The sequence below is a fragment of the Peribacillus sp. V2I11 genome, assembly GCF_030817135.1.
Taxonomy (GTDB): Bacteria; Bacillota; Bacilli; order Bacillales; family DSM-1321; genus Peribacillus; species Peribacillus simplex.
Window position 1 is genome coordinate 365,540 of sequence record NZ_JAUSYW010000001.1, and the last position, 19,383, is coordinate 384,922.

The following is a 19,383-nucleotide window of genomic DNA, read 5'->3' on the forward strand; positions in this document are numbered from 1 at the left end:
TTTTTTCTACCGAATTTGATTTAATTCTTCAATAGGTAAAACCCAAAATACTTTATGTTTACGAAATGAGAGTAGAAGATTTATCTTCATTTAAAATGGCTTAATGGAATAGGGTGCATGATTCACATTGATTTTGGTTATGTTTTGGAAAATTGAATGTATAAAAGCGAGTCTAAGATGTCATGATCAATCTTTATTTTATACTCCGAGTGTGACTTAATCTCCTGGGACGAATCTTTTTATGGATTCGCCAACAATTTTTCTTCATTTGACCCAAGCTTGATCGTGTATTCAGTCGGTATCCATAAGCCTGTATTCTCATTTCTTCCTTGGAGAACATATTTCGGGTTGTTTTTGCCCATCCGTTCTGCAGCTGTTTTCGCAAGCTTGCCGATATCACCTGTTTTGAGGCGGTTGATAATTAAACCGAGTTTCAAACTCTTAATTGTCAGCATTTCATAATCTGTGCTGCTGTCTCCCGCTATGAATATCGGACCGTATCCGCCCCGCGTTTTGGAGATCGCGTGTTCGATCACTTCCACCTTACCTTCTCGAGCAGTGATTGGCCAATTGTCTTCATATTCTGCTTGAGTAATTCCTTCCTTCTTTTTTAATCTCATCCCAAAGACATTTTCCTTTGGAAGGTTGTAGCCGTATTTTGGATTTGACGAAAATACCTCCACCACCTCTTCCATCGAAGCCGAAATAACATAAACGTCAATCCCATTCTCCATAAAAGTATGCATTAAGTTTGCGATTTCCGAGGCCAGACGCAGTCCTGTTGTATAGGTAACTTGAACAGTACCAGCTTTTCCTAACATGGACCCAGGACTTATAAGCGTCACCGATGCCATTTCCGCCCCTAAATTATAATCATTTGAAGCCTCTGCAAGCTGCTGAACTTCTTCGGTCGACATGTTGGCAAATAAATAAAGCACCCATGGATATCCAATTTCAACACCGTATGTTTCCCCAATGGCTTCATACAGAAAGTACATTTTCGCTTTAAAATCTTTAAATTGATCAGTTGAATGAAGCGTTTCTAACCGCTCTTTTCCATTCATCCCATTATAGTTGGAATAAAGAAATTCGTAATCGCGCTTCAGATCCTCAGCGATTTCCTTGAGAGTGACCGCATCTCCTTGAAGGTTTTTAAACTCGTGTGAAAAGGGTCCATTCGGCACATTCTTTTTGATCACTTCATAAAACTCTTCCGGTTGCATGTTATATGCCAAGTGATCAATTTGATAAAGAAAGAGGGCCTCCTCCGTATCATTCATGATGCTCGTATGATCCCAATCAAAAACAACATAAGGTTTTCGATTTGGATCGTATCCTGTACTTCCAGCACCATGCTTATCAATTAGGTTTTGAACAGACTTATAGGTGTCAGGAGCCCATTCTCCTTTATCCAACACTTGAATACAATGGCCCTCCCTTTTTTGTAGACTCGAAACTGCTTTTCCGCTTGCAGCCGCTCCTAAGGAAGCAGACAAAAACAAGCAAATAACGATCATGCCAAATAAAGATTTTAATTTGGTTCTATTATTCATATTATCCCCCCTGAAAAATACAAAAGACGCCTGCCCAATAGCTCGTTATTAGCTATTGAAACAGGCGCCATTGCCGATTGATTCTTTTATGCGTAAATATTATCAAGAATTTCCAAAATAGTCAAACATTTATTTGTGGTTCTTTTTTTAACAATTGTACTTTATAAAAAAGATTGATCATTTCTGTGATCCTTATTCAATTAAGCGCCCGTTTTGCTCAAAAATCACAAAAGAGCTACATTAGAAAGGTACTAGAATTCCAAACATCGGACAACAAAAAAACCAATCATCTTGTTTATTTTTTATTAGTTACCTCCAAAATGTTTTTTAACCTATTATCAATTAAATGGTAATACAAAAAAAGAGTTACAAAACAACTAAACTGTACCCTATAGAGTAGACACTAAAAAAAGGTCTGCTCTGTAGGGTACTTTTATGTATAATGAAAAAAATGGGAGAATCGGAGAACAATTAAATGCCAAAAAAACTCTTTACTGAGAAAGAAATAGAAATACTATCTAATAATCCATATGTTAAATCTATAAGTTCAAAGGGTGTTACATATACAGACGAATTTAAGAGGATTTTTATAGCTGAAAATGAAAATGGTAAGTTGCCAAGGCGGATTTTCGAGGAGAATGGTTTTAATATTGAAGTCATAGGTATTGTCAGAGTACAAAGGGCAGCCTCCAGATGGCGTACTGCTTATAAAAAATCAGGAGTTTTGGGACTTAGGGATACGCGTAGTGATAATTCGGGGAGACCAACTCAGAAGGAGCTTTCTCTAGAAGAAAAGAATGCTAGATTAGAAGCACAAAATCAATTGTTGAGAGCTGAGAATGAATTACTAAAAAAGTTAGACATGATGGAAAGGGGGATGAAGAAAAACGAGTAAAAGTCTCTGCTGAACAGAGGTTTCTTTTAATACGTTCAGTAATAGAAAAGTATCTACTTAAAAATATGGTGAGTTTCTTATGCGAAATTGCGGGAGTTTCTCGCTCTGGTTTTTATAACTACTTTTCTTCACAAGCTCAGGAAAGAAGAGAGCGAAGAGAAGAAAAAGACTTGATACTTAAAGAAAATATTTTAAATGCTTTTCATTTTAAACGCCGTAAAAAAGGTGCACGCCAGATTAAGATGACGTTAGAAGGACAGTTTCGAATTACATATAACTTGAAGCGAATCCGAAGGATTATGAGGAAATACAAGATTGTTTGTCCTATTAGAAGAACCAACCCTTATCAGAAGATGTTGAAAGCCACTCAAGAACACACCATTCTGCCGAACTTATTAAACCGAGAGTTTAAACAAGCAATTCCAGGAAAAGTATTACTTACTGATATTACCTATTTATATTATGACAATAGACAAAAGGCTTATTTATCCACGATTAAAGATAGTTCAACGAATGAAATACTTGCATATAATGTGTCTAGCCGAATGACATTAGATTTAGCTACAGATACATTAGTAAAGTTAACGAAGAATAAACGAGTAAAGTTTGCCGAAGGGGCCTTTATACACTCTGATCAAGGAGTACACTATACTAGTCCCACTTTTCAGAAACACGTAAAAAAACTAGGACTTGGGCAATCCATGTCAAGAAGAGGGAACTGTTGGGATAACGCTCCACTAGAGTCCTTCTTTGGTCATTTCAAAGATGAAGCTTATATTAAACCTTGTAATACTATAGAAGAACTTAAAAAGGAAATAAGAAGTTATATGACGTACTATAACAATTTCAGATATCAATGGAACTTAAAGAAGATGACTCCTGTTCAATACAGAAATCACCTTCTCCAAGTGGCATGACCTTTTTTTAAAATGTCCTTTACATAGGGTACAGTTTAAACTCTTATTTAACCTTATCTTTAACAAAACTGCCCCTTTAGTTCCATAAGAAACTTCTATGGCGGCGATCCTCGCCGCCACCATCTACCACGAAACCCTGCTCATTACCCAAAATAAAGTCTAACCCATTAAACCGTTGACAATAATGGTGATAACAATACAACCAGGCTGAACCTTTTTTGGTGGATCTTAAGGAAGATACCCTGTATATGAAACTGGTTGTGACAGTATGGAAGAACCATTTAGTGTACTGCTAGTACGTATACAAAAATTTTTGTAACAAATCTCCTGTCATATGTATGGTTAATCTTTTATTGAGGTGATTCTCCTATGGAAGCAATGATTGAACGGTGTGCTGGCCTAGATGTACACCAAGAAAAAGTAGAAGCCCGCGTATTATTTGGTCCATTAGAAAAAAGCCAAAAACCTCTATTGAAACTTTTTCAACTACAACAACGGGACTGTTGGCTTTAAGTGATTGGCTCGCTACCCTTTAGGTATCCGATGTTGTGATGGAAAGTACCGGAGTCTACTGGAAACCAATATGGAATATACTCGAAGGATCTTTGCACCTTGTTCTTGCCAATGCCAGACATGTCAAAAATGTTCCAGGGCGTAAGACTGATGTGAAAGATGCCGAATGGCTTGCCAAGCTTCATACAAAAAATTGAAAATAAATGATTGTTAATATTATTGAACAATAAATCCTACTAAATAGGAATAGTGAGCATAGCCATTTGGGGATGTTATATAAAAAATATATTCTATCGTGGTCTATTTTAAAATAAACAAAACCATTATGCTTTAGAGATTCTTCCGACAGTGAAGATACCTAAAACATTTAAACTAGTAAAAGGATGGAAAAATGGGACTGAAACTACGGGATTTTTAGCTTTAAACGGCGCTCAACCATTTTGGCTAAATACATATTATCCTATTTTGGGTATTATTAAAATGATAGGTCTGCTGATTTTGTTATTTTTATTCCCTTTAGCCTATCAGCCTTAGATCACTTTTATCATACCAAGGGTTTTTGTTCATATTTCCAAATGAAATCCTTGACAATGTAAGCGCTTTCTTTTATTATGATAATAGGTTGGATGGCATGCGTGGCCGTCATAGTATCTGGCGTAGGTGGGGCCAATACCGGGAACAGTACATAGAAGAAATCCCCTTTTTTATGCAACGGCTAGCTTCTTCCGAATAGGAAACAGTGATTCATTAATCATGTTAAGTAGGCTCTTTGCTCCTTTTTTCAAATACAAAAAAAACTCTGTATCCGGCCAAATCGGTCAAATTCAGGGTTTCCCTAGAAAGGTCCCCTTAAGATCCCTTATGTTTTTATTACAAATATGTATGCGAGATTTATTGTCGAAAGAGGAGGTGCTTTATGGAGAACGAAAAAAGTTCCCTTTACGATAAGTTACCGTTAGAATTATTGGCGGGGTTTTATTATGAAATAAAAAAGAACATTGAAAAAGGAATCTTGTCTGATGCTATGTATCATGAAATTAGATTAATGGAACAAACAGCATTAAGAAGGGGCATCTCACTTGAATACCTACATGACAAGGGTGCTTGTATAATTGAAGCCGAGAAACTACTTAGAGAAACAACCCTGCAACACCAAATAGTAGAATAAGAAGTCCAATGATGTTTTCTAGGATGGCATGCATGCGTGGCCGTCATAGTATCTAGCGTAGGTGAGGACCGGGATCAGTATATAGAATAAATCCCCTTTTTTATGCAACAGTCAGGCTTCTTTCGAGGTAGAAAACAGTCAAGTATAAAAATGCTACATAAATTGATAAAAACGAAAAAGCTAATACCTTGAAAGCATCGGCTGATATTCATCTTGGGCACTAATCGTCCTCATTAGATATTTCCGGTCCTACTCTCTCTCTCTCCTGATTTTATTCCACCTATTTTTATTCCTCCTTGGAATTAGAGTTAGTTAATGTGATTACATAGTCGAATTAGAGTTAGTTAATGTGATTACATAGTCGAAGTATACTTAATGAGCTTTTACATTTTTTCCACAGAACACCTCTTTATCCACTCGTTCCGATCTTGGGATTCGTGTCAAACGGAATTGTGTTAATTTGCCTTATTAGCCTTATTTTTATTCCTAATCAAAGACTAGGGCTATACTGTGGTATACCTTTCATGGTAGCCTGTTTATCACGTAATGATAAAAAAGTGAAATAAGCACAAAAATGGTGAAGACAATGAACTTGGAAAAGCACAATGATTTCAATGTAGAATCATTCCCCACATTCCATGAATTTTTTCCCACCTAAAGATAGAACAATACCTTTATTTCCCTCAGAAATGGTTTTATACCCTTGAATAGTTGCATCTTTCTGAAGTTGTTGTATATAATAACCCAACATCATCGCCAGGAGAATAATGCGTTTTTTTCACAATCCAGTAATCAACTTCATTTAGATACTTAAATGCAATATACGAAACAACAAACAAAATGACAAAGGTATAGACTGACTTTTTCCATAATGAACTTTTTCCAAAAAAATCTAACAAAATTTAGATTGTTAAAATACCTACACTTAACACTCCAAAGGGCATACCTTCAAATCCACCTATTACAGTAATACTTCCAAATAAGGTTAAAACCCCAAGCACTACCACCACTAAAACTCTTACCTTATTTTCCATTTCCTTCACAAAAAGATAAGTAAGTGCATAAAACCCAAGACCCATTAATAATCCGATTAGATACATATATACAAAAAAATCGTTTCCTCCTTTTCCACTTATTTATTCCACTAGCAATATTATTATTTTTTAAATTAAAGGAACCTGCCCCTTTATTCATAAGAAAAATAGTTGCAGCAACTCCCTTAGAAGTAGAGCACTTGTACTTTAAGAACAAAATTTATTTATGTACATAGGAATCGTAATTATCTTTTTGAGACTTTTCTTGTGTCCAGTTTCCTAGAAATATAGAAAAAAAGTAAGCCAGTTGCAAATATTATCAAAAAAATAGGGATTGTAAAAACTGTTAAAAATGAAAAAAATGCTACTAACTGCAAATATTAGCCAACTAGTAATTAGCAAAAAACTAGAAATAAAATCTTTCATAGCTTTAAACATGAATTTCACCACCATATGAAAGTTGTTGTTAGTTTAGATTATACATCATTTTCCAATTAAATTAATGCCCTTTGCAAATACACTAAGCTTGTTGAACTCCCTCAGTTCAATTCGATTTTCTCCAAATACTCGCTTATTCGCAGGATTTCATCACCCTTGAATTTAAGTTCATGGTTAAACTTTGAGTGATTCACTGGTTTCGAAGATTAAGATATAGATGGTAGTAAGATTCGAGCTTAATAGATCAACATGATCGATTATAAAGAAATGACCAACTCATATAGAATTGGTTATCACTTTTATTAACTTACTTCTACTTTTAATTAATACCCACACACACCCGTCGTTTCTTTGCTTTGATTACTTTTCTAAAATCCTTGGTTGCTTTTTACATTTTTTGAACCACTTTTTCAATCACCATTCTTCTTGCTCCAACATATAATACATCAAAGGAAAACCGGGGGTATCAACATGCAAGACAATCAACATGGATCGCAAATGAATGAGGTTGAAAAGTTTGATGAATGGGTAAAAAGTTTTTTTCTGGATCCGGAAACTTGTGCGTTGGATCATCAACTTTTTTCAATTGATATATACGAAAGTGACGATGAGTATATGGTGGAAGCGGTTTTGGAAAATCATGATGTGAAAGATATAAAAGTTTGCCTATGTGATAATGAGCTATCGATCACCGTTGACGATACTGACAAGCATTTTCTTAAAAAAAAAGAAGATGCACTACCCACACAGAGAAAAATCCCTTTCCCCTTTTCGATTTGCTCACGAAGAATTACCGCTGAATTCTCGAATCCGATATTGGTGATTCGCATCCATAAGTTTTCCCCCGGAAAAACAGCTGAAGATATTAACATTGAGTAGTTCGTTCATAAAAATAAAAAGAATGGCATAGGGAATCACATCCCCTTAGCCATTCTTTTTTCTTGATTATCCAGCAAAATAAAAGGAAGTTCGACTTCCATTTTGTGTAGAAATGACTTGAAGCTGTGCATCGATTCTTTCTTTCAATTCCGGGACATGGGAAATTATCCCCACCAATCTTCCGGTACTTTGTATATCCATTAATGCTTCAATCGCATGATCAAGAGATTCAGGGTCAAGCGTACCGAAACCTTCATCGATGAACATCGTTTCGAGTGAAATTCCGCCAGCATTCTGCTGGACTACATCCGCAAGGCCTAAGGCAAGTGCAAGGGATGCCTTAAAGCTCTCGCCTCCCGAAAGGGTTTTGACATGCCTCTCATGTCCTGTATATTGGTCATACACAGATAATTCCAGACCGCTCTGGATATTCCTGCGTGTAGGATCAAGCTTTCGCAACAGCTGATATCTGCCGCTTGTCATTTTCAGCAGTCTTGAATTGGCTTCTTTTAGGATATCATCTAAAAAGGCAGCCAGTACATATCGTTCAAAAGTTATTTTGAAGGAGTTTTGACCTTTGGAAATCTCAGACAGATGACCGACGATACTGTACCTTTCATCCAAACTTTTCTGATCTTCCCTGATTTGCGCCAATTTCCTTTCGATTTCTTCGTTAGTCCGCTTTTCAGCCTGTAATTCATTCTGATTTTGGCGTAACGACTCCAATTCTTCATCTATGAAATCGAAAGTCTTTTTCAATCCTTCAAGATCCGGTTTGGTCACATCTTTTAATTTCATTTCCAAATCATGAAACAGACTTAATACACTTTGCCAATTTTGATTATACTGCTGAATTTGGTCCTCCAAATTTCCAAGAGCCGCTTCCGATTTTTTTGCTGCCGTATATTCTTTATAATTGGAAAAACCTTGATTGGTCATATCCGTAATTAGCTTTTCCCGCTCCTCTTTCAATTCTTTATTTAAAGCCTCTATATTTCCGCTTAGGGATTCTTTTTTTGCTATGATGGCCGATTCTCTTTCCTTCACCAGTTGAAGGTTTTTTTGTGCATCTTCCAAGGCCGATTGTAAGCGTTTCTGTGTTTTCACAGCCATTTGATAAGCTGCATTATATTCTTCCTCTGTCCGTATTCCACCTGGCAGGGAATCGGTTAATCCTGTTAGTTTTGTAGAGTTTTCAATATACCTGGTTTTCCCTTGGTCCTCTTTTCTTTCTAAAGAGATCAGATTATCCTTAAGCTGGGATGCTTTCTCTTTTAAATCCAGCAACCTTTTTTCCAGATCATTGAATACAGATTTTTTTCGCATCAATTCTTTTAGCTGCTCTTGCAGCACTTTTCCTTTTTGTACAAACTGTATCAAATGCTCATCAATATCTTCATACCTAAACTCCGGCATGTCATTTTTTAAGTCACTAAGCTTTTCTTGTGAAGACTCTACCAGTGCATCATATTTTGATTTCGCTTGATAATATTCACTTTCAGCTTGGCTTTTTTGTTGTTCTGCAGTTTTCAGCTTGTTTTCTTGTTCTTTCAGTTCCAAATCCGTCGGCATATGCTCATGCATTTTCGCTGGTTTTGGATGACTTTGCGAACCGCACACAGGACAATTTTCTCCATAGTGCAGCATGGAGGCAAGCATACCCGCTTGGCCTGATCGCCAGTTTCGGTTCAGGGTTTCCAGTTTTTCCTTGTCCTGAATTTGTATTCTTTGTAACTCTTGGAACCGATTATTCTTTTCATCCAGAACTCGTTTCGTATTCTGGATTTCATGAAGAACTTCTTGAAGCTTTTTAATTTTCGATAACGATTGATTATTTCTTTCTGCTTCAATTTCCTGATCACGATAAAGAACAGCCGCATTTTCCGCTTCTGTTTTTTCTTGAGCAACTTTCTCTGCCTCCTCTTCAATAGACAGATGTTCCGAAACAGTTTTTTCACGAAGTCGTTTACTAGTTTGCCATTCTTTTTCATCTAATGTAACCTGTGCTTTTAAGCTTGCAAAAGTCATGACAGCCTCTTTTACCTGCTCAAGCTGATGAACAGTTCGGACTGCCTGCTCTCTTTGATTTTCCTTCAACATTTCCTTATCATAGGAATCCTGCTTCTCAATGCGCTCAGTCCGTAACTTCTCGGACTGCTCACTTAACTTTTGAAGTTCGGCATTCGCATCTTGTACTTGTTTGCCAATTCGCAAATAGTATTGTTCCTGCTTTTCAAGCGAAGCCGCTTTGTGTGCCATTTTTATTTGGACTTTCACTAGTTCCATTTCTGGCAGCTTTGCTTCAAGGGCCTCCTTTTCTTTTCGCAGTTTTTCCTTTTCCGAAAATCGATTTAATAAATCGACAGCTTTTGAAAGTTCTTGGTTTACTTGATCACGAGCTTTTTGCTTTTCCTTTATATGTTTATTTATATCCTCATTTTTTTCTGCCGCTTGCAAAATGACTTCCTGTAATAATGGTAAGACCTGCTGTTCATTAGGCTCTTCCCCTTGTAATTGTGCCTGCAATTCTTCATGATTACCAGGCTGGATGCCTTTCATTAATTCAATTCGCCGCTGAGCACTTTTTTCACTTTTCTTTCTTAGGATGGAAGCCTCTTCTTTTAATTTTTCTTCTATTCGTTTATAAAGTTCAGTATGAAATAATTTCTGGAGAATCTGTTCTTTATCCTTGCTGTCGGAAGTTAACAGTTTTCGGAATTCATTCTGTGGAATCATCAGGATTTGCCGGAATTGATTCGCATCAAGTCCAATGAGTACTTTGATTTTTTCTTCAACTTCTCGTACATTTGCACCCAGCAATTTTTTTCCTTCTGCCAATATCTCATATAATTCAGCCTTTGCTCCAACCGTTGTTGTTCCTTCACCTGCTTTTTTCTTACGTTCCTGCTGCGGCGATCGGGTCACCAAATACGTTTTTCCACGCAGGGTAAATTGTAACGAGACTTCAGTCAACATATCATCTTCGGCAAACTGACTTCGCAAATCTTGCCCGCTTCGATCTTCACCGCTGGCTTTTCCATATATCGCAAAACTAATCCCATCAAATATCGTTGTTTTCCCTGCACCTGTCTTTCCAGAAATGACAAACATGGTCCGTTCTCCAAGGGAATTAAAGTCAATGGTTTCCCTTCCTGCATATGGTCCGAATGCCTGCATCGTTAAAATATCCGGTCTCATTTCAAAGCCTCCTCTTTCTTAACAGCCTCAATTACCGAAACCATCAAATCCTGCTTTTGAGAATCAAAGTCCCGATCTGTCATTTCTTGATAAAACGTTTCAAACAGGTCCAATTCTGATTTCCGTTCATCTTTTACAGAAGAGAAGGATTTTTTTCTTCTAAGGTCGGTCAAATCCCATTTTCGCTCTAGATGTAGTACGTTCGGATAAATCTGGCGCAGGCGGTTAATAGGATCGATAAGTGCCCCCTCATCATTTAGTGTTATTTTCAAATAGTCATCCCTTTTTTGCAATTGATAGAAAGAGGGATCGAGTAACTCTTCCATAACTCCGGATATTTCCCTCATATCGAAATTGGGTGCCAAAGAACGATAGCGTATATCAAAGCTTCCATCTTCTTGCATATCGACGATGGAAAGCGACTTATTCTGCTTGGCCTCAGAAAAAGAATATTTTAATAGTGATCCAGAGTAAAACACCTTTGGATGACGTATCGCGTCTGGACTATGTAAATGCCCAAGTGCCGTATAATCGAACGCATCGAATAAGTCGGATGAAACACAGCCAGAACCACCTACCGACAAGACCCTTTCCGAATCGCTCGTTTTTCCGCCTAATACAAAAGCATGTCCTACGAAGACATTCGGCTCATCCTTGTTTAAATTTTCAGCAATCGTTCCGGTTATCCGCTTCATTGCTGCTTGATGTGAATGGATACTATCATCTTCAAAAAGATGGCGGACCGTCCCAGGTTCTGCATATGGAACACAATAAAAGTTCACGCCTTTGATGCGAACCGGCTCACATGTTTTTGTCAATTTCCCATGAATGTATAACTGACTATGACGATACCATGATGAACCGAATGCAAGCCTTTCCGCAGAATCATGATTTCCCGATATCGCAACAATCGGTGTATTCATTTTCACATTAATCGTATAAAGGATTTCATCAAGAAGCTCCACCGCTTCTGTCGGCGGAACGGAACGATCATATAGATCACCGGCAATAACAACCGCATCCGGTTTTTCCTCTTCGACAATTTCTATGAATTGCAAGAGTGCATGCCTTTGGTCATCTGTCATATGTACCCCGTGAACGATTTTCCCTAAATGCCAATCAGCCGTATGGATAAATTTCATAGTTTCACTCCGTCCTAATTTTACTTACTATTATTATATCAAAAATTTAACGAATAGCATGGTTTGGGTACAAACGTTCTAATTTTTACCACACTGCCCCATTCTTTTGAATTATTCAGAATAAAAAAAGCAAACTCCTAAAGAGTCTGCTTTTTTCATCATTAGCTGAATAAGTGTTCATAGGGACCCATATTCACCTTTCTTTCAGCTAATTTTTTTTGTAAAAATTTATGGTCACGTTTTGGTGTGGCAATGATATAGCCGCGTATCACTAAATCTTCCGTAATATCGCCCGCTTTTTCCTTTAACGCCAACTCGCCGATTTTCCCCGCGATTTTATGACGTGCAACATCACGAAAAAGTTCTGGCACAGGGCTCACTAAATCTTCTAGTAATTCCTTTTGCTCCTTTGACCATAAGTGCTTTGTTTGGTCCAAATAGTATTCTTCCCAATCCATATCGGATTTCCCATCTTCTTTGGGAAATCTTTTCAGGAACTTTCGAAACATGAAAAAGCCACCTATGCTCATCAATATAATTAAAAGGGCTACCCAAAATAGAATAAACCATAAAAACCATCCACTAAGCAAAGTACCACCTCATATGTATAGAATGATCGTCACTATTATTATAGACAGTAACCCATATCTTTACAAGACTGGCAACGCAATCATTCCTGACCGTTCACTTCCAGTAAGACGAGCGAAAAATCCCCAACCGCATTTTCTTCATATAGATTCGTGACCGAAGTTGCATAGTTAAAGATCTCTGCTCGAAACTCCTCGTTTGACTGTGGAATCTTTAAATCAAATACCATTTGATAAAGCAATGTTGTAATATCATGATATTCACTATGTGTAACCTTGAAATTAAAACTGACTTTTCTGACTTCCTCACCCTCTGAATCCTTTACAGTTTCAGAAAGAAAATCAGTAACATGCAGTGGAACATCGTTTAAAATGACCTCGTCTACCATTATCAACATCTCCTTAAAAAGGTGGTTAAAGACATGTTATCACCAGAAACTTTCAGCGCCAATTATTCAACCTTGAAAAAATAAAAAAACGTGCACAGGAAACCCGAGCACGTTTTCTTCAAATCAATTTACTTTCCCTTTTTCACGATTATCCGCCATTTAGCGTCATCGATCTGCTCAAACTCCGTGATTTCATGACCTTCGGTAGCAGCCCAACGCTTGTGTTCGGGATTATTTGTGGTTTACTGCTGGGATTTGTGCTTCAAAGAGGCCGTTTCTGTGTTGTTGGTGCATATCGTGATTTGATTTTAGCTAAAGATGGACGGATGTTCTTAGCTACATTTATTGTTATAGCGATACAAAGTATTGGTGTTTATGCATTGAATGATACAGGGGTCATTCAGTTTGGAAATGATGGTTTTCCATGGTTGGGAACAATCGTCGGTGGCTTTATTTTTGGTATTGGTATGTTTCTGGAAGGAGGTTGCGCCACTGGAACATGGTATCGTGCCGGTGAGGGCATGATCGGAAGTTGGGTTGCCCTTTTTGGATATCTGCTAGGGGCAGCCATGACGAAATATAGGTTTTCGGATTAATTTTATACTCTCATGAATAGTTTCCAGGCAAATGAAAAACCTGAGTCATTATGAATATCGACTCAGGTTTTTTGATTGTCCCTTTGAATAAATCCTACAATACATGTATCACACCATGCTACTTCCGCCGAAACTGGCTGCTTTAACTTTCTTATATTGGTAAAGCATGGCAATTCTCCACGGAACGATCATGGCAAAAGCAAGTAAGAAAAACATTCCGCTCAATACACCGATTTCAATCGTGCTTCCCAGCATCAGTTTTGCCACCAGTCGAATCACCATGAGACCAATCAATATGAATATGAACGCTTTAGAGCGTAGAATATAAATTTTTTCATCTCTAACTTCAAATTTAGATGTTTTAATCAATAAGATGGAAAATAACATCCCTGCCACAAGAGCCTCCAACAATTCGTATCGAGTCACCCTAAACATCGGGAAAATAAACATCAAAGCACCCGTACTCATAAACAGAGGCGGTAAGATGATTTTCTTTTCATTCACTGGTTTTTTCGTTTCCTTCATCCGTAACATGAAAACACCTATAGCCATCACAATCGCTATACCTGTTGATATATATATCATCTCTTAACCATCCCTTTAAACTAAAAATAGGTAAGTACCCTTAAAAATTATATATGACTTCAATTGATAAACAAAGTATATATTACCTATTTGAGATAAACAAGGTGAGTGTCATTAATTAAACGGCCTTTTTATCCAATACCATGCCCTCGTCAAAAGGATTGAAGATAAAATCTAGGCCCCGGCTTCTATAGCCTCGACAACCATTTTTTGCTGACCCATGCATTATGACCTTTACAGCTGAAATTCCTTCTTGATTTTTTTCGGCATCCAGCATGATCATGATTGGCATGGTCATATCCATCGTTATAAGGTCAGGATTCAAATTGAAAGTGTCATTCTCATATACTTAGCATCACCATAGCCGTTCCTCCTCATTCAAAACAAGGGCACGCGTTCGAAATGTAATGATTTTTATATATAATTTTTAAAAATACATAACTTTAGACGCAGAATCAACAGAAATGGCACAAAAAAGGAAAGAAATAAGACCTAACAGCAGTCAATTCAAATAGAATTTTATTGAAAAAATAGCTTATTATGGACTAAAACCCCGTAAAGCCACCGAATAGTCTAGACAGGACTGCAATTATTTTGGTCATCCAATTAAAAAACAAAATCACACCCATTACAATCATTAAATATCCGCCAATCTTCATGATGTATTGGCTGTACTTTTTTATCCATTTCAATTTTCCGACAAAGAAGGATAATATGAAAAACGGTATGGCAAATCCTAAAATATAGGCAGTCATATAGCTCATGGCAGCACTAGGATTAGTTGCCCCCAGTGAAATGACAGCACCTAATAGCGGACCGGCACAAGGGGTCCATCCAGCCGCAAAGGCAAGTCCGATAAGAATGGAACCTATATATCCGCTGGGTCGGTTCTTAAATTCAAAACGACTGTCTTTCATCAAAGATTTCGGCTGAAAGATTCCTACAATGAATAAACCAAAAATGATAATCAGGATGGCACCAATCTGACGAATTAATTCTTTGTAATTCGAGAAAAAAGAACCTAGGTATGTTGTGCTAAAACCTATTGCAATAAAAACCAGAGAAAACCCAAGAAGGAAGAATAAAGTATGCAGCATGCTTCTTCTTTGGAGCATGGCGTTCTCGGATTTGATTTCACCAACACTCATACCAGTGATATAAGATAAAAAAGCCGGATATAGCGGTAAGCAGCATGGCGATATAAAACTCAGAAAGCCCGCCCCAAAAGCTAAAAACATATTAATATCATTCAAATAAGCTCACTCCTATGTATGTCAACCTATAAACATTGTAACAAATAAGATAAAAAAATACATTTATGGAACTTTGAATATTTCATGACGACCAATTGCTTATAACTTGGATGGGGCGACGGAGGATTAAGTTAACTTATTTGAATTCATTACCCCAAGCCGATATAATTGTTATATTCATACAGATTTTACAAACGAACACATAAATTAAGGGTACCTTGAATAAATGTTGGGGCCAGAAAGGAAATATAATGGCTAAAAAGAATGAATTTCTCGAACAGATCGAATTAAAGAGAAATGAACTTATCAAGATTGTTGCTAAAGATGGTTTAAACTCGCATGTTGCCGTTGAATATAGCCAGCAACTTGATCAATTATTAAATAAATATAATGAACTTTTTTATAAAACCGGTACAGGTTTTTAACTCAGTTCATCTCCCATTGATAACCACATATATTATTATATGAATTATTTTGCTGTTAATCTCCCCTTTTTACAATCTTTCTTAATTTGAATACTTAGGCATGACCTTTTTTATATAAAAAAACAGGCAAGCGCTAAGTGCGTGCCTGTTTTCCTGTTTTTTTCATTTAAAATAATGCACCGACATCCGATGTTGTAATATAAACATCGGATGTCGGTGCAAAGTTTGTCAGTACAAGAACAATAGGAGATCCAACTAAGATGGAAGAATCGTCCGGAACAGTGATCACAAGACTACCTTTTTTAAAATGTATAGGGAGATAAGAAAAGGGGAGAGTTTTAGAAATGGACAGTATATATTGCCGTTTTATTAAAAAGGATACAGAAATCCCGAGACCTTTGTTGTTTTCCCCTAAGTGCTCTCCCACGAAGTTCGCACGAGAATCCCAAAAAGAATCATTCCTTATGAATTTTGCGCTATTCCAAATGGCTGCCAACGGATTTATGAAGAAAAAGACGGAATACCTGACATTAAAAGTCAGGTAATTTTGGATCCATCAAAGGCATCCTATATGAATTTATTTATAAATGGCGTTTGCAGCCCCAAGATAATTACTCTGTTGAAAAAGGAATGCTTAAATTGATCGGCGCCCTCATAAATAAAATCGAATTCCATATACTGTTAATGTGTGAAATTTACGAGTTAAAGTGCAAAACTTACGAGTAAATCAGCAAAACTCACGAGTTAAACAGTGAAATTCACGAGTAAGATATTGCAGGAGGGCATTCGTTTGAAGACCCTAATAGCGACTGTGACACCCCAAATATTCAACTCCACCCACAGTAAGCTACTTCAAATGCCTAACGATTCAAATTAACAAAGCGGGAACTTTGATTATATGAAAGTTTACTCAATACACTTTGGCTGCCAACTGGTTACAATTCAATTTTTTTAATCGGTACACTTCTCATGCTTCAATCAAGGATTCCGTATTGTTGATAATGATTGAATTTTATATGATTTCTCGTGCACTTTGGTCTTTACAAGACTCATAAAAAATAACTGATGAATATCATAGGTAATACACCCTTCTTCTTCTTGTGAAAGAGTTTCCTCCCTCTAACAGCTTCTGCAGCAGAAGTTACTCGTAACTTGATTTTGCTTGAAGTACGGCTTTAATTGTAATAGCTGACATTGAACATTTCTCCCTTATTTTCTTATGCTGACGCTATTTTTCCCTCTCAAGATTTTTGCGGTTTGCTATTAAATAGTTTTTTCATTTCATTTAATTTTCACACAAAAAAATCAAAAGGAACTTCAATTATTCTCTAATCTTTATTATTTTTAAAATGAAAATGATAAAATTGTGTTTGACAAATCGCTCAAAAAATATTATCCTTAAATAAAGATAATTTATTTCGAGATAATTCGCGCTATGTTTTTTTGGCACAAATCTCGAAATACAGATATCTAAATTCAAAATATAATTTCAGGAGGAATCATAAATGATTGGTATAGGTTTATTAGTAATACGCGTAGTAATCGGATTATCGTTTGTCGGACATGGGGCTCAAAAATTATTTGGTTGGTTTGGCGGTCATGGCTTGAAAGGTACAGGAGGCTGGTTTGATTCAATTGGCATGAAGCCAGGAGTTACCATGGCCCTATTTGCTGGTCTATCAGAGCTTATTGGCGGAGCTTTATTTGCTTTAGGTCTCCTTACACCCTTTGCTGGTATATTAATTGCACTTACAATGCTCGTTGCGATCGTTAAAGTCCATGGAGCAAATGGCTACTGGGCAACTCAAAACGGTTATGAATATAATCTTGCCATTCTTGCAGTGGCGATTGGCGTTGCGATAATCGGAGCTGGCCCATACTCACTTGATTCCTTTCTATTTTAAAGATATCGTTTAGGTTTGCTAATCCCTACATTATGAAAACACGGAGTTGGATAAAACCACTCCGTGTTTTTTCTTTTTCCTTAGAAAGAACCAGGGCATATTTTCTCCAGATTCCAATCTTTGGTAAGAATTCATAAGGGTCAGACTTCCTACAAGTGATTTTTGATTTAAGATTCCCCTTAATATCAAGTACATTTACTATTGTCCCTAGGTACTAGTCTAAAAGTTCATATCAATTATTATCAGAGTCTTCTCTTACAGTTATTTGTCTTCTATCCATTATTGAAATTTATCCAGAAATGAAGATCTACCGGATATTTTACAAAATTCCCGACATAGGGAACCCCTCTTCAATGAAAATGGGCCTGAAGGCTATACCAATTCCTTCAATAATCGAAAGTAGATTGTTAGGCTGTCGCAGAACCTAACAAATTCAATTACATAATAAAAAGAATAGTGTTTCATTTTCAAAAAACCCATTTTATTTTAGAAATTTATTATAATTCACTTTTGTTTATTGTTAAGAGGAAGGTTATTCCAAACCCTTTTAAACAATTAACGGAGGAGAGACCATTAAAAAAATTGTTGCAAAAGTCTTATTATGCAGTTTAGCACTCACCCACTTTGTCTTAATGTTGCCTATGAAGCAGCCAAAAGATCATAAAAAGCCCCGGATAAGGAACACTTTAATATGTGTTCCTTATCCGGGGTTATATGAAAACCATTATGCATTTTTTTATTTCACTAATATATGAACGTCTATTTATTCAATCCCGGGAAACCATCCTGGAGAGTGGATGATCGCTTGCCATAATGGGTCTGGAATATCAAGTTGCCGCTGATTATCTTTGTTTATTTTTGTCACGATTTCAGCTTCCCTGCCTTGTTCCACTTTTTGTACCCATTCAGGATCGATTATGATTTCACGGCCTAATGCGATTAACGGAACCCCCGATTGCAGTGCTTTGATCGCATCATCCGCTGTATAGATGGAACCAACACCAATTAAGGGAACATGATCTCCAATACGTTCTTTAATAATCTCTATCCGAGGTCGGTCAACCTCGGCTCCCCGTCTTGCTTTCGACCAGAAATCCATTAATGAAACATGAAGATAATCCAGATTCTTTGTTACAAGTCCATCAATTAATGCAAGTGTATCCTCCATCGTGATACCTGGTGTTTCCGGTTCCTCCGGTGAAAAACGATATCCTACGATGAACGGATCCTTGGCATGTTCAGCAACAGCCTTTTTCACTTCATCCACAACCGCTAATGGAAAAGTCAGGCGCTTTTCAAGGGAACCGCCCCACTTGTCTTCACGACGGTTTGAATGAGGCGAAAAGAATTGCTGTAGCAAGTAACCATTTGCACCGTGAATCTCGACACCGTCAAACCCCGCTTCAATGGCACGTCGGGTGGTTTCACCAAAGTCGAGAATGATCGATTCTATTTCCTTTTCAGATAGTGGACGCGGAACTGCTTTTCCTTCGCCTTCCGATGAGATATTGCTTGCACTGACAACATCTCCATTTGGTATTAATTCCGGTGGAACCTCACGGCCACCATGAAAAATCTGAAGAATTGCCTTTGCACCTTTCGCTTTAATCGCTGATGCCAAACGACTTAAACTAGGAATCAATTCATCCTGATCTCCGCCAAATTCTCCATGAAAACCTTTGCCATTAGCCGTCACGTAAGTACATGCCGTTATAACCATGCCGACCCCGCTTGACCGACGTTCATAATAGTTAACTTCGGCGTCGGTTACGGTCCCGTCAGGATTAGAAGAGAAATTTGTCATAGGTGCCATCACCAATCGATTTTTCACTTCTAATTTCTCTCCTAAATTGAACGATTCAAATAATGGTGTATATTTAGAATTCATTTAGTAATCCTCCATTTAG

20 protein-coding genes and 1 pseudogene are annotated in these 19,383 nt (G+C 37.1%); 10 read left to right on the top strand and 11 right to left on the bottom strand.

Annotated features, from left to right (window positions below; all coding sequences use genetic code 11):
• Nucleotides 1-239: 239 nt before the first annotated feature.
• Nucleotides 240-1,553 (bottom strand): HAD family hydrolase, encoded by a 1,314-nt coding sequence (locus tag QFZ73_RS01690; RefSeq protein ID WP_307262216.1) that lies wholly within the window; start codon nt 1,551-1,553, stop codon nt 240-242.
• Nucleotides 1,554-2,028: 475 nt separating this feature from the next.
• Here QFZ73_RS01690 and QFZ73_RS01695 point away from each other — a divergent pair.
• From QFZ73_RS01695 to QFZ73_RS01715, 5 genes and pseudogenes are all read left to right on the top strand, one after another.
• Nucleotides 2,029-3,365 (top strand): IS3 family transposase gene (locus tag QFZ73_RS01695; protein WP_373458902.1). Its coding sequence is split into 2 segments (ribosomal slippage): nt 2,029-2,413 and nt 2,413-3,365, totalling 1,338 coding nucleotides; the frame shifts between segments, so codons are not numbered across the junction.
• Nucleotides 3,366-3,734: 369 nt separating this feature from the next.
• On the top strand, nt 3,735-3,878 hold the full coding sequence (locus QFZ73_RS01700; protein ID WP_307262219.1) for a hypothetical protein: 144 nt from the start codon (nt 3,735-3,737) through the stop codon (nt 3,876-3,878).
• Nucleotides 3,879-3,916: 38 nt separating this feature from the next.
• Nucleotides 3,917-4,075, top strand: a complete 159-nt coding sequence (locus QFZ73_RS01705; protein WP_373458987.1) for an IS110 family transposase — start codon at nt 3,917-3,919, stop codon at nt 4,073-4,075.
• A 719-nt stretch (nt 4,076-4,794) separates the two neighbouring features.
• Complete coding sequence (locus QFZ73_RS01710) at nt 4,795-5,046, top strand: hypothetical protein (RefSeq protein WP_251436519.1); 252 nt, start codon at nt 4,795-4,797, stop codon at nt 5,044-5,046.
• Between the two features lie 398 nt (nt 5,047-5,444).
• Nucleotides 5,445-5,612, top strand: a pseudogene (locus QFZ73_RS01715) (amino acid permease); the annotation flags it as partial.
• A gap of 336 nt (nt 5,613-5,948) precedes the next feature.
• Here the strand turns inward: QFZ73_RS01715 and QFZ73_RS01720 are convergent.
• Nucleotides 5,949-6,080 (bottom strand): hypothetical protein, encoded by a 132-nt coding sequence (locus QFZ73_RS01720; RefSeq protein WP_285847376.1) that lies wholly within the window; start codon nt 6,078-6,080, stop codon nt 5,949-5,951.
• 909 nt (nt 6,081-6,989) lie between these two features.
• Here QFZ73_RS01720 and QFZ73_RS01725 point away from each other — a divergent pair.
• Complete coding sequence (locus tag QFZ73_RS01725) at nt 6,990-7,397, top strand: Hsp20/alpha crystallin family protein (RefSeq protein WP_251436522.1); 408 nt, start codon at nt 6,990-6,992, stop codon at nt 7,395-7,397.
• A 66-nt stretch (nt 7,398-7,463) separates the two neighbouring features.
• Here the strand turns inward: QFZ73_RS01725 and QFZ73_RS01730 are convergent, their stop codons facing one another.
• From QFZ73_RS01730 to QFZ73_RS01745, 4 genes are all read right to left on the bottom strand, one after another.
• Complete coding sequence (locus QFZ73_RS01730) at nt 7,464-10,595, bottom strand: AAA family ATPase (RefSeq protein ID WP_307262228.1); 3,132 nt, start codon at nt 10,593-10,595, stop codon at nt 7,464-7,466.
• Entirely contained in the window at nt 10,592-11,737 is a 1,146-nt protein-coding gene (locus QFZ73_RS01735; protein ID WP_251436528.1) for an exonuclease SbcCD subunit D, read from the bottom strand. The genes QFZ73_RS01730 and QFZ73_RS01735 overlap by 4 nt, the downstream gene beginning before the upstream one ends.
• A 161-nt stretch (nt 11,738-11,898) precedes the next feature.
• Nucleotides 11,899-12,327 carry a DUF2621 domain-containing protein gene (locus QFZ73_RS01740; protein ID WP_251436531.1) on the bottom strand — a complete coding sequence of 143 codons (429 nt, stop codon included), beginning with the start codon at nt 12,325-12,327 and terminating at the stop codon, nt 11,899-11,901.
• Nucleotides 12,328-12,407: 80 nt separating this feature from the next.
• The gene (locus QFZ73_RS01745) at nt 12,408-12,713 is read right to left on the bottom strand and encodes a DUF3219 family protein (protein WP_251436534.1); all 306 of its coding nucleotides are present in this window, start codon (nt 12,711-12,713) and stop codon (nt 12,408-12,410) included.
• 221 nt (nt 12,714-12,934) lie between these two features.
• Here QFZ73_RS01745 and QFZ73_RS01750 point away from each other — a divergent pair, with 221 nt between their 5' ends.
• The gene (locus QFZ73_RS01750) at nt 12,935-13,309 is read left to right on the top strand and encodes a YeeE/YedE family protein (protein WP_307262236.1); all 375 of its coding nucleotides are present in this window, start codon (nt 12,935-12,937) and stop codon (nt 13,307-13,309) included.
• Between the two features lie 108 nt (nt 13,310-13,417).
• On the opposite strand, the gene QFZ73_RS01755 is transcribed toward QFZ73_RS01750, so the two are convergent.
• The 3 genes from QFZ73_RS01755 to QFZ73_RS01765 all read right to left on the bottom strand — a co-directional run bounded on the left by QFZ73_RS01755 (nt 13,418) and on the right by QFZ73_RS01765 (nt 15,147).
• On the bottom strand, nt 13,418-13,894 hold the full coding sequence (locus QFZ73_RS01755; RefSeq protein ID WP_063234659.1) for a CcdC family protein: 477 nt from the start codon (nt 13,892-13,894) through the stop codon (nt 13,418-13,420).
• 118 nt (nt 13,895-14,012) lie between these two features.
• Nucleotides 14,013-14,219: a hypothetical protein gene (locus tag QFZ73_RS01760; RefSeq protein ID WP_251436536.1), complete on the bottom strand. Its 207-nt coding sequence runs from the start codon at nt 14,217-14,219 to the stop codon at nt 14,013-14,015.
• A 220-nt stretch (nt 14,220-14,439) separates the two neighbouring features.
• Nucleotides 14,440-15,147, bottom strand: a complete 708-nt coding sequence (locus QFZ73_RS01765; RefSeq protein WP_251436539.1) for a cytochrome c biogenesis protein CcdA — start codon at nt 15,145-15,147, stop codon at nt 14,440-14,442.
• Nucleotides 15,148-15,398: 251 nt separating this feature from the next.
• Here QFZ73_RS01765 and QFZ73_RS01770 point away from each other — a divergent pair, with 251 nt between their 5' ends.
• Nucleotides 15,399-15,572, top strand: coding sequence for an aspartyl-phosphate phosphatase Spo0E family protein (locus tag QFZ73_RS01770; RefSeq protein ID WP_076368851.1), 174 nt, complete (start codon nt 15,399-15,401; stop codon nt 15,570-15,572).
• Between the two features lie 166 nt (nt 15,573-15,738).
• Here the strand turns inward: QFZ73_RS01770 and QFZ73_RS01775 are convergent, their stop codons facing one another.
• Nucleotides 15,739-15,861, bottom strand: coding sequence for a hypothetical protein (locus QFZ73_RS01775; protein ID WP_307262249.1), 123 nt, complete (start codon nt 15,859-15,861; stop codon nt 15,739-15,741).
• A gap of 126 nt (nt 15,862-15,987) precedes the next feature.
• Between QFZ73_RS01775 and QFZ73_RS28845 the strand changes: the two genes are divergently transcribed.
• Nucleotides 15,988-16,215 carry a DUF4183 domain-containing protein gene (locus tag QFZ73_RS28845; RefSeq protein WP_373458903.1) on the top strand — a complete coding sequence of 76 codons (228 nt, stop codon included), beginning with the start codon at nt 15,988-15,990 and terminating at the stop codon, nt 16,213-16,215.
• Nucleotides 16,216-17,077: 862 nt separating this feature from the next.
• Nucleotides 17,078-17,476 carry a DoxX family protein gene (locus tag QFZ73_RS01780; protein ID WP_251436541.1) on the top strand — a complete coding sequence of 133 codons (399 nt, stop codon included), beginning with the start codon at nt 17,078-17,080 and terminating at the stop codon, nt 17,474-17,476.
• Nucleotides 17,477-18,239: 763 nt separating this feature from the next.
• Here QFZ73_RS01780 and QFZ73_RS01785 read toward each other — a convergent pair.
• On the bottom strand, nt 18,240-19,364 hold the full coding sequence (locus QFZ73_RS01785; RefSeq protein ID WP_307262254.1) for an NADH-dependent flavin oxidoreductase: 1,125 nt from the start codon (nt 19,362-19,364) through the stop codon (nt 18,240-18,242).
• Nucleotides 19,365-19,383 lie beyond the last annotated feature (19 nt).

What these genes read in the sequence shown, in the direction of transcription:
- QFZ73_RS01690 (WP_307262216.1), bottom strand. Translation starts at nt 1,553, where the DNA reads ATGAATAATAGAACCAAATTAAAATCTTTATTTGGCATGATCGTTATT.
- QFZ73_RS01700 (WP_307262219.1), top strand. Translation starts at nt 3,735, where the DNA reads ATGGAAGCAATGATTGAACGGTGTGCTGGCCTAGATGTACACCAAGAA.
- QFZ73_RS01705 (WP_373458987.1), top strand. Translation starts at nt 3,917, where the DNA reads ATGGAAAGTACCGGAGTCTACTGGAAACCAATATGGAATATACTCGAA.
- QFZ73_RS01710 (WP_251436519.1), top strand. Translation starts at nt 4,795, where the DNA reads ATGGAGAACGAAAAAAGTTCCCTTTACGATAAGTTACCGTTAGAATTA.
- QFZ73_RS01720 (WP_285847376.1), bottom strand. Translation starts at nt 6,080, where the DNA reads ATGGAAAATAAGGTAAGAGTTTTAGTGGTGGTAGTGCTTGGGGTTTTA.
- QFZ73_RS01725 (WP_251436522.1), top strand. Translation starts at nt 6,990, where the DNA reads ATGCAAGACAATCAACATGGATCGCAAATGAATGAGGTTGAAAAGTTT.
- QFZ73_RS01730 (WP_307262228.1), bottom strand. Translation starts at nt 10,595, where the DNA reads ATGAGACCGGATATTTTAACGATGCAGGCATTCGGACCATATGCAGGA.
- QFZ73_RS01735 (WP_251436528.1), bottom strand. Translation starts at nt 11,737, where the DNA reads ATGAAATTTATCCATACGGCTGATTGGCATTTAGGGAAAATCGTTCAC.
- QFZ73_RS01745 (WP_251436534.1), bottom strand. Translation starts at nt 12,713, where the DNA reads ATGGTAGACGAGGTCATTTTAAACGATGTTCCACTGCATGTTACTGAT.
- QFZ73_RS01755 (WP_063234659.1), bottom strand. Translation starts at nt 13,894, where the DNA reads ATGATATATATATCAACAGGTATAGCGATTGTGATGGCTATAGGTGTT.
- QFZ73_RS01770 (WP_076368851.1), top strand. Translation starts at nt 15,399, where the DNA reads ATGGCTAAAAAGAATGAATTTCTCGAACAGATCGAATTAAAGAGAAAT.
- QFZ73_RS01780 (WP_251436541.1), top strand. Translation starts at nt 17,078, where the DNA reads ATGATTGGTATAGGTTTATTAGTAATACGCGTAGTAATCGGATTATCG.
- QFZ73_RS01785 (WP_307262254.1), bottom strand. Translation starts at nt 19,364, where the DNA reads ATGAATTCTAAATATACACCATTATTTGAATCGTTCAATTTAGGAGAG.